Annotated in this window: 8 protein-coding genes; 4 read left to right on the top strand and 4 right to left on the bottom strand. The window is 73.3% G+C overall.

Going from position 1 to position 8373, the window contains the following annotated elements; all coding sequences use genetic code 11:
* Window positions 1-26: 26 nt before the first annotated feature.
* From ACFU0Y_RS15445 to ACFU0Y_RS15460, 4 genes are all read right to left on the bottom strand, one after another.
* Entirely contained in the window at window positions 27-1652 is a 1626-nt protein-coding gene (locus tag ACFU0Y_RS15445; protein WP_380215408.1) for an aldehyde dehydrogenase (NADP(+)), read from the bottom strand.
* Window positions 1653-1699: 47 nt separating this feature from the next.
* Window positions 1700-2647, bottom strand: a complete 948-nt coding sequence (gene kdgD, locus ACFU0Y_RS15450) for a 5-dehydro-4-deoxyglucarate dehydratase (RefSeq protein WP_380215409.1) — start codon at window positions 2645-2647, stop codon at window positions 1700-1702.
* A 123-nt stretch (window positions 2648-2770) separates the two neighbouring features.
* A complete protein-coding gene (locus ACFU0Y_RS15455) occupies window positions 2771-3676 on the bottom strand; it encodes a LysR family transcriptional regulator (protein ID WP_380215410.1) in 906 nt (301 codons plus the stop codon).
* Between the two features lie 63 nt (window positions 3677-3739).
* A complete protein-coding gene (locus tag ACFU0Y_RS15460; protein ID WP_380215411.1) occupies window positions 3740-4738 on the bottom strand; it encodes a LacI family DNA-binding transcriptional regulator in 999 nt (332 codons plus the stop codon).
* A gap of 156 nt (window positions 4739-4894) precedes the next feature.
* Here ACFU0Y_RS15460 and ACFU0Y_RS15465 point away from each other — a divergent pair, with 156 nt between their 5' ends.
* The 4 genes from ACFU0Y_RS15465 to ACFU0Y_RS15480 form a co-directional block, all read left to right on the top strand.
* On the top strand, window positions 4895-6097 hold the full coding sequence (locus ACFU0Y_RS15465; RefSeq protein ID WP_380215414.1) for a Gfo/Idh/MocA family protein: 1203 nt from the start codon (window positions 4895-4897) through the stop codon (window positions 6095-6097).
* Window positions 6094-7359, top strand: a complete 1266-nt coding sequence (locus ACFU0Y_RS15470; RefSeq protein ID WP_380215412.1) for a dihydrodipicolinate synthase family protein — start codon at window positions 6094-6096, stop codon at window positions 7357-7359. Before ACFU0Y_RS15465 ends, ACFU0Y_RS15470 begins: the two co-directional genes overlap by 4 nt.
* Window positions 7356-8255, top strand: coding sequence for a sugar phosphate isomerase/epimerase family protein (locus ACFU0Y_RS15475; protein WP_380215413.1), 900 nt, complete (start codon window positions 7356-7358; stop codon window positions 8253-8255). Before ACFU0Y_RS15470 ends, ACFU0Y_RS15475 begins: the two co-directional genes overlap by 4 nt.
* Window positions 8256-8265: 10 nt before the next feature.
* Window positions 8266-8373, top strand: a 108-nt coding sequence (locus tag ACFU0Y_RS15480; RefSeq protein ID WP_380215415.1) for a glycerate kinase, incomplete at its 3' end; no start/stop codon positions are given.

An 8373-nucleotide genomic window follows, 5' to 3' on the forward strand; every position in this document is an offset into this window, starting at 1 on the left:
TGCCCGGGCCGTGCCCGGGCACGGCCTCAGCGCCGGCTCTCCTGGGGGTCCTCGGCCGGCTGGAGACGGCCGTCGACCCGGCGGTTGAGGTGCCACGGGTTGTCGTCCTGCACCGGGGCGGGCAGCAGGGCGCCGGGGATGTTCTGGTAGGCCACGGGGCGGAGGAACCGCTCGATCGCGAGCGTGCCCACCGAGGTGGTCCGCGAGTCGGAGGTCGCCGGGAACGGCCCGCCGTGGACCATGGCGTCGCCCACGTCCACGCCGGTCGGCCAGCCGTTGGCGAGGATCCGGCCCACCTTGCGCTCCAGCACCGGCAGCAGCGGGGCCGCGGTGGGGGCGTCCTCCTCGGACAGGAACAGGCTCGCGGTCAGCTGGCCCTCCATCCGGGCCGCCGCGGCCACCAGCTCCTCCGCGGAGCCGTAGCGGATCGCCAGCGACGAGGCACCGAAGATCTCCTCCTGCAGCACGGGGTTGGACAGGAAGGTCGGGATTCGGGCGCCGAAGACCACGGGAGCGGGGGAGTTCTCGGTGGAGCCCACCTTGCCGCGGGCCACGATCTCGACGCCCTCCTGCGAGGCCAGGGCCTCGATGCCGTCCCGGCAGGAGCGGGCGATGCCCGGGGTGAGCATGGTCGCGCCCTCGGCGTCGGCCAGCACGCGCCCGACGGCGGCCAGGAAGGCGTCACCGGCCTCCCCCTCGGGCACGAACAGCAGGCCCGGGTTGGTGCACAGCTGCCCTGCGGAGCCCGTCAGGGAGGTGGCGTAGGCGCGGGCGAACTCCTCGGCGTCGCCGCGCAGGGCGGAGTCGAAGAGGAAGACGGGGTTGATGGAGCTCATCTCCGCGTAGACGGGGATCGGCTCCGGCCGGGCGGCGGCCGTGGCCATCAGCGCGGTGCCCGCGCCGCGGGAGCCGGTGAAACCCACGGCCTTGACGGCCGGGTCCTTGGCCAGGGCCTGGCCGATGCTCGCGCCCGGACCGTAGACCAGCGAGAACACCCCCGGGTGCAGACCGCACTCGGTCACGGCGTCGGTGAGCGCCCGGCCGACGATCTCGCCGGTGCCCGGGTGGGCGTTGTGGGCCTTGAAGACCACGGGGCAGCCCGCGGCCAGTGCGGAGGCGGTGTCGCCGCCGGCGGTGGAGAAGGCGAAGGGGAAGTTGCTGGCCCCGAACACGGCGACGGGGCCCAGCGGGACCTTGCGCTGGCGCAGGTCCGGGCGGGGCAGAGGAGTGCGCCCCGGCAGGGGCGGCTCGATGCGCACGCCGCGGTGGTCGCCCTGCCGCACCACGCGGGCGAACAGCCGCAGCTGCCCCGTGGTGCGCGCCAGCTCGCCCTGCAGGCGCGCCTGTGGCAGCCCGGTCTCCGTGGAGGCGCGGTCCACCAGCTCCGGACCGACGGCCTCGATGTTGGCGGCGATCGTCTCGAGGAAGCCCGCGTGGGTCTCGGGGTCGAGGGCGCTGAAGGACTCGAAGGCCTCCTCGGCGGCCGCGGTGGCCTCGGCGAGCTGGGTCTCGTCGATCAGGGTGTAGGCGGGCTCCAGCTCGGCGTTGGTCGCCGGGTCGATGCCGTGGGTGGTGCCGCCGTTGCCGACGACCTCGTGGCCGGCGATGATCGAGTGGCCGGAGAGGGTGGTGGTCTGGGTGCTCACGGACATGGGTCTCCTTCGTCGTCTGTGCGTGCGGTCTCTTCGGGAGGGGATTGTCAGGCCTGCTGCAGGGCGCCGGCCGGGGTGCCGGCGGGGAGGACGTCGACGAGGGCCTTGAGGTCCGCGAGGTCCTGCTCGGTCAGGTCCTGGAGCGGGGGGCGCACGCCGCCCGCGTCCCGGCCCACGGCCCGGAGCCCGCCCTTGATGATGGAGACGCCGTAGCCCTTCGCCCGGTCCCGGATCTCCAGGTAGGGCAGCACGAACCGGTTGAGCTTGTCGGTGACGGCCGCCCGGTCCTGGGCGCGGACGTCGCGGTAGAACTCCAGCGCGAACTCGGGGACGAAGTTGTACATGGCCGAGGAGTAGGTGCTCATGCCCAGCTGGAGCAGGGGCAGGGCGAAGGTCTCCGCGGTGGGCAGTCCGCCCAGGTAGAACAGACGGTCCCCGTTGCGGGCGTAGACCTTGGTCAGGTGCTCGATGTCGCCGATGCCGTCCTTGAACCCGATGAAGTTCTCGTGGCGCTCGGCGAGACGGGCGACCGTCTCGGCCGAGTAGATCGCATTCGCGCGGTTGTAGGCGATCACCCCGAGACCGGTGGCCGCACAGACTGCCGAGGCGTGGGCGAACAGTCCGTCCTGGTCGCACTCGGTGAGGTACGGGGGCAGCAGCAGCAGACCCTCGGCGCCGGCGGCGGCCGCGTCGTGGGCGTTGCGCACGGCCTGGGCGGTGTTGCCGGCGGCGGGGGCCAGCACCGGGACCCGGCCGCCGACCTCGGCCACGGCCGCCGCCACCACGGTGGCGGTCTCTTCGGGGGTGAGGGAGAAGCCCTCCCCGGTGCCGCCGGCGGCGAACAGGCCGGCCACGGGGTAGCTGGCCTGCCACGCGAGGTGCTCGCGGTAGGCGGTCTCGTCGAAGAGGAGGTCCTGGTCGAACGCCGTGACGGGGAAGGACAGCAGGCCGTCCTTCAACCGGGTCGCCAGTTCCTGGGGGGTGTGCTGAGCCATGGGCGTCGTCCTTCGGTCGAGGCCGTCGGAGCGGCCCTCACGGTGGGGTGTGGTCTCCACCGTAGGGCGACCCTATGATGCCCGTCCAAGGCTATTTGAGGATGACGTCATGCTCATCAGGTATCACGATGGGGAGGACTGCAGGTCGGTGCCCAGGGTCCTGATCAGCTCCAGCAGCCGGGGCAGGACCGGGTTGCGGGACTCCCGGTTCCAGACGGCGTGCAGCTGCACGGCCTCCGGGGTGCTGCCGGCCAGTGGCAGGTAGCGCACTCCCTCGAGGCCGAGCCGGCGGGCGGAGCCGGGGACGAACGCCACGCCGTGCCCGGCCGCGACCAGGGCCACCATGGTGACGACCTGGCTGACGGTGTGGACCACGTTGCGGTGCTCCACCTCCACCAGCCGGACCACCTGGTCGTAGAAGTAGCGCGCCGCGGTGGAGGCGTGCATGATCAGCGGGACGTCGACGAGGTCGGTCGAGGTCACCGGGCGCCCGAGCTCCGTCAACGGGTGACCGGAGGGGGCCGCGACGAAGAGACTCTCGGCGAGCAGCAGCCGGGAGTCGAAGACCGAGGTGTCGAAGAGCGGCCGCACCAGGCCCAGGTCCAGGTCCCCGTCCAGCAGGGCCTGGAGCTGCCGGCGCGTCACCAGCTCCTGCAGGTCCACGTCCACGTCCGGCAGGGCCGCGCCGATCTCCCCGAGCAGGGGTCCCAGCAGGCTGAAGCCGGACGCGGCCGTGAAGCCGATGCGCAGGGTCCCCGCCCGGCCCTCCGCGATCCGCCGGGCCGTCACGGGCGCCCGCTCCGCGGCGACGACCAGCTTGCGCGCCTCGACGAGGAAGGCCCGGCCCGCCGCGGTCAGGGCCACGTGCCGATGGTCCCGCTCCAGCAGCTCGACGCCCAGGACGCGCTCCAGCTTCTGGATCTGTCGGCTCAGCGGCGGCTGGGTCATGCGCAGCCGCTGCGCCGCCCGGCCGAAGTGCAGCTCCTCGGCCACGACGATGAAGCTGCGGGCCTGGTCCAAGGTGAACATGACGCCTTTCCGTCGGTCTCTCCCGTGCGCTCGATCTGCCCGGACGGTCCGCGACCGGCCGGCTCAGGCGCTCTCGCGCCGCACGATCTCGCCGATCACGTGCTCGATCCGCGCCTCGTCGTGGCTCAGGGCGATGTCCGCGGCGGCCTCCCCGATCTGCTCGAGCGGGAAGCGCACGGTGGTCAGGCCGGGGGCGAAGTCCCGGAGGTTGGGGATGTCGTCGAATCCGGCCACCCACAGGTCGTCCGGCACGAGCAGACCGGCGTGCCGGAAGCCGGCGATCGCGCCCAGTGCCATGACGTCGTTGCCGACCACGACCGTGAGCCCGCGGACGGCGTCGGGGCCGAGCCGGTCCACCAGTTCCCGGGCGGCCTCGTAGCCGCCCTGGCTGTTGAAGTCCTGGGTGACCTCGGCCTCCGCCGCCAGGCCGGCCCGTTCCAGGGCGGCGTGGAAGCCCGCCCGGCGCTCCGCGGCGCTGGCCAGCTCCTCGGGCCCGGCCAGGAGGGCGAACCGGGTCCGGCCCGCCTCGATCAGCATGCCCGTCAGGTCGACGCCGGCGCCGCGGTTGTCGATGGTGACGGCACCGGCGCCCTCGAGCCAGGCCTGGCCGATGGTCACCACCCGGCCGCCGTTCTTCTGGTACCGGACGAGCTCGGCGAGCAGCCGGGGATCGATCTCCCGCCGGCGCGAGCCCGCCATGATGATCGCGTCGGTGCGGTGGGCCGCGAAGGCCGCGACGGCGTCGAGCTGGTCGGTGCCGTCGGTCGCGGCCAGCAGCAGCTGGTGCCGGTCCGTGCGGGCCCGGCGCTGCACGCCCTTCGCGATCGAGGAGAAGTAGGGGTCGGCGATGTCGTGGACCACGAGCCCGACGAGGCCGGTGGTGGACCGGGCCAGCGCCTGCGCCTGGGCGTTGGCGACGTAGCCGAGGGTCTCCGCGGCGTCCCGGACCCGCTCCGCGATGTGCTCGGCGGGCCGGCGGTCCGATCCGTTGAGCACCCGGGACGCCGTGGCCAGGGACACCCCGGCCTGCCGGGCGACCTGGGAGAGGGTCACTGCGCTCATCGTCCGGTCCTGCTTCCTCCTCACCGCACGCGGTGGGCATCTCGTCCGCCGCGCCGGAGGGAGCCCGGCGGCGCGAACGTGTTGACAGTCACACTGAGCCAACCCTAGAGTGGAAAGCGCTTTCCTACAAATTTCGCGAATCCATTGGAGTTGATGATGTCCGAACCCCGAGTTCTCCGCATCGCCATGAACGGCATCACCGGCCGCATGGGCTACCGCCAGCACCTGCTGCGCTCGATCCTGCCCATCCGGGACCAGGGGGGCGTGACGCTGCCGGACGGCACCCGCGTGACCGTGGAGCCGATCCTCGTGGGCCGCAACGAGGCCAAGGTCGCCGAGCTGGCGCGCCGGCACGGCGTGGAGCACTGGACCACCGACCTCGACGCGGTCATCGAGGACCCCACCGTCGACATCGTCTTCGACGCCTCCATGACCAGCCTCCGGGCGGAGACGCTGAAGAAGGCCATGCGCGCCGGCAAGCACGTCTACACCGAGAAGCCGACCGCCGAGACCCTCGAGGAGGCCGTCGAGCTGGCGCAGCTCGCCCAGGAGCGCGGCATCACCGCCGGCGTGGTCCACGACAAGCTCTACCTCCCCGGTCTCGTGAAGCTGCGGCGGCTCGTGGACGAGGGCTTCTTCGGCCGGATCCTGTCCCTACGCGGCGAGTTCGGGTACTGGGTCTTCGAGGGCGAGCACCAGGAGGCCCAGCGCCCGTCCTGGAACTACCGGCGCGAGGACGGCGGCTCCATGACCGTCGACATGTACTGCCACTGGAACTACGTCCTCGAGGGCATCGTGGGACCGGTCCGGTCCGTGACCTCGACGGCCGTGACGCACATCCCCGCGCGGTGGGACGAGCAGGGCCACGAGTACCCGGCCACCGCCGACGACGCCGCCTACGGCGTCTTCGAGCTCGAGACCCCCGAGGGCGATCCCGTGGTCGCCCAGATCAACTCCTCCTGGGCCGTGCGCGTCTACCGCGACGAGCTCGTGGAGTTCCAGGTGGACGGCACCCACGGTTCGGCGGTCGCCGGGCTGAACAAGTGCGTGGCCCAGCAGCGGGCCCACACGCCCAAGCCGGTCTGGAACCCGGACCTGCCCGTCACCGAGTCCTTCCGCGACCAGTGGCTGGAGGTGCCGGCCAACGCGGAGCTGGACAACGGCTTCAAGGCGCAGTGGGAGGAGTTCCTGGCCGACGTCGCCGCGGGCCGCGAGCACCGGTTCGGCCTGCTCTCCGCCGCGCGCGGGGTGCAGCTGGCCGAGCTGGGCCTGCGCTCCTCGGCGGAGCGCCGCACCATCGACATCCCGGCGATCGAGCTGTCCCCGGCCGAGCGGCGCACCGCCGAGGCCGTACGGTGAGCGCCGTGCTGCTGCCCGACGGCAACGGGTCCCTGACCGAGCACGTCCTCTCCGGACCGGGGAACTGGACGCGGCCGCAGTCGCCCCTGACCTCGCGCAAGGCCTACGCCGCCGCGCACGTGGTGCCCATGGTCCTCGCGGACAACACCCCCGGGGCGCCGGCCCAGCTCGACTGGGACGCGACCCTGGGCTTCCGCCACGACCTCTGGTCCTACGGACTGGGCGTCGCCGACGCCATGGACACCGCCCAGCGGGGCATGGGCCTGGACTGGGCGGCCACCCAGCAGCTGATCCGGCGCTCGACCGCCGAGGCCTCGGCGGCGCTGGCCACGGGGAACCCGGCCCTGGAGGGCCGGACCGTCCGCGACCTCATCGCGTGCGGTGCGGGAACGGACCAGCTGGACCCGGCGGGCGTCGCGGCCGGCGAGTCGGGTCTGCGCGCCGTGCTGGAGGCCTACCGGGAGCAGGTCGAGGTGGTCGAGGGCGCCGGGGCGAAGGTCATCCTGATGGCCTCCCGGGCCCTGGTGCGGGCCGCCCGGGGCGCCGACGACTACCTGCGGGTCTACTCCCAGCTGCTGGGCGAGGCCCGGCACCCGGTGGTCCTGCACTGGCTCGGGACGATGTTCGACCCGGCGCTGGCCGGCTACTGGGGCAGCGACGCCGTGGACACGGCCACCGAGACCTTCCTCGAGCTCGTCCGCGCCCACCCGGACAAGGTGGACGGCGTCAAGGTGTCCCTGCTGAACGCCGCGCACGAGACCCGGCTGCGGGCGGAGCTGCCGGAGGGGGTCCGCCTCTACACCGGCGACGACTTCAACTACCCGGAGCTCATCGACGGCGACGGCACGCGCCACTCGGACGCGCTGCTGGGCATCTTCGCGGGCATCTACCCGGCGGCGTCCACCGCGCTGCAGGCCTACGACGCCGGGGAGCCCGGACGGGCCCGGGCGATCCTCGACTCCACGGAGGAGCTGGGGCGCCACGTCTTCAGCGCCCCGACCTTCTACTACAAGTGCGGCATCGCGTTCCTGTCGTGGCTCAACGGCAGCCAGCCCGGTTTCCAGCTGGTCGGGGGGCTGCACTCGGGCCGCTCCGTGCCGCACCTCGTCGAGGTGTTCCGGCTGGCCGACCGGGCCGGGCTCCTGCTGGACCCCGAGCTCGCCGCCCGGCGGATGACCACCTTCCTGGACACGGCGGGCCTCGGCGCGCCGGTCCTCGCCCCGGCTCTCGCGCCGGCCGGCAGCACCGGAGGCGCGGCATGAGCGCGGACTTCCAGCTGTCGCTGAACACGGGCACCACCCGCGACCTGACCCTGCAGCAGGCCGTGGACGCCACCGCCCGGGCCGGGCTGAGCCACATCGGGGTGTGGCGCGACCGCGTCGCCGAGGCCGGCCTCGAGAACGCGGCCCGGATCATCTCGGAGGCGGGCCTGCAGGTCTCCAGCCTGTGCCGCGGCGGCTTCCTCACGGCGGCCGACGAGGCCGGGCAGCGGGCCGCGCTCGAGAGCAACCGGGCCGCGATCCGCGAGGCCCGCGCCCTGGGGACGAGCGAGCTGATCATGGTCGTCGGCGGGCTGCCGGCCGCCGCCCACGTCCTGGGCGGCGAGGGCGACCGGGCCGACAAGGACGTGGTGGCGGCGCGTGCGCGCGTGGCCGCGCGGCTCGCCGAGCTCGTCCCCTACGCCCTCGAGCACGGGGTTCGCCTCGTGCTCGAGGCACTGCACCCCATGTACGCGGCCGACCGGGCCGTGCTCTCCACGCTCGGGCAGGCCCTGGACCTCGCGACCCCGCACCCGGTGGAGGCCGTGGGCGTGGTGGTGGACACCTTCCACGTCTGGTGGGACCCCGCGCTGGAAGCCCAGATCGCCCGGGCCGGCGCGGAGGGCCGGCTGGCGTCCTACCAGGTCTGCGACTTCAACCTGCCGATCGCCTCCGACGCCCTGCTCTCCCGCGGGATGATGGGGGACGGGGTGATCGACTTCGGCACGATCGGGCGCTGGGTCGCCGCCGCCGGCTACACGGGACCGGTCGAGGTCGAGATCTTCAACCAAGAGATCTTCGACCAGGACCCGGACACCGTGCTCGCCGTGATGAAGGAGCGCTGGGAGTCCCTGGTGCTGCCGTCCCTGTCCGGTGCCCCCGCTCGCGCGACCGCCTGAGGTGGGTCCGATCGAGCTCGGCGACCGTCCCCGGGTGGTCGTGGCCCCGGACAAGTTCAAGGGCTCGCTGACGGCGAGCGAGGCCGCCGCCGTGCTCGCGGCCGGGGTGCGCGCACAC

This window comes from Kocuria sp. NPDC057446 (assembly GCF_042802875.1).
Taxonomy (GTDB): Bacteria; Actinomycetota; Actinomycetes; order Actinomycetales; family Micrococcaceae; genus Kocuria.

Coding starts and splice junctions, on each gene's coding strand:
- ACFU0Y_RS15445 (WP_380215408.1), bottom strand. CDS start 1,652: ATGTCCGTGAGCACCCAGACCACCACCCTCTCCGGCCACTCGATCATC.
- kdgD (WP_380215409.1), bottom strand. CDS start 2,647: ATGGCTCAGCACACCCCCCAGGAACTGGCGACCCGGTTGAAGGACGGC.
- ACFU0Y_RS15455 (WP_380215410.1), bottom strand. CDS start 3,676: ATGTTCACCTTGGACCAGGCCCGCAGCTTCATCGTCGTGGCCGAGGAG.
- ACFU0Y_RS15460 (WP_380215411.1), bottom strand. CDS start 4,738: ATGAGCGCAGTGACCCTCTCCCAGGTCGCCCGGCAGGCCGGGGTGTCC.
- ACFU0Y_RS15465 (WP_380215414.1), top strand. CDS start 4,895: ATGTCCGAACCCCGAGTTCTCCGCATCGCCATGAACGGCATCACCGGC.
- ACFU0Y_RS15475 (WP_380215413.1), top strand. CDS start 7,356: ATGAGCGCGGACTTCCAGCTGTCGCTGAACACGGGCACCACCCGCGAC.